This window comes from Mesorhizobium sp. M7A.F.Ca.CA.002.09.1.1 (assembly GCF_003998555.1).
Taxonomy (GTDB): domain Bacteria; phylum Pseudomonadota; class Alphaproteobacteria; order Rhizobiales; family Rhizobiaceae; genus Mesorhizobium; species Mesorhizobium ciceri.
Window position 1 is genome coordinate 1 of sequence record NZ_RZRR01001661.1, and the last position, 379, is coordinate 379.

Below are 379 nucleotides of genomic sequence, written 5' to 3' on the forward strand. Positions count from 1 at the left end.
GGGCCACACGCGCCACAACCATCCGGGCGCGGAAGAAATCATCTTCGTCATCTCAGGCCATGGCGAACAGATGGTCGAGGACGAGAAGGGCAATCCGATGGTCGAGAAGGTCGGCCCCGGCTGCACCATCTACGTGCCGGAAAGCCGCTTTCATTCGACGCTCAACACCGGCGACGGGCCGATGCAGCTGTTCGTCGTCTATTCGCCGGCAGGACCTGAACTGGTTTTGCGTGAGCTGCCGGATTTCAGGCTGATTCCGCCGGGGCAGTGATCTTTCCTCGGTTCCGGCTCCGACCTCTGCCCTCGGGGAGAGGTCGGATTGCCCCGAATTGCTTTTCCCGGATGGCAATCCGGGTGAGGGGGCAGCAGCCTCAATACC

At 62.0% G+C, this 379-nt stretch carries 1 protein-coding gene; it reads left to right on the forward strand.

What is annotated here, in order from left to right:
• A partial coding sequence (locus EN994_RS35225; RefSeq protein ID WP_127308336.1) for a cupin domain-containing protein occupies positions 1-271 on the forward strand: 271 nt, incomplete at its 5' end.
• Positions 272-379: the final 108 nt, after the last annotated feature.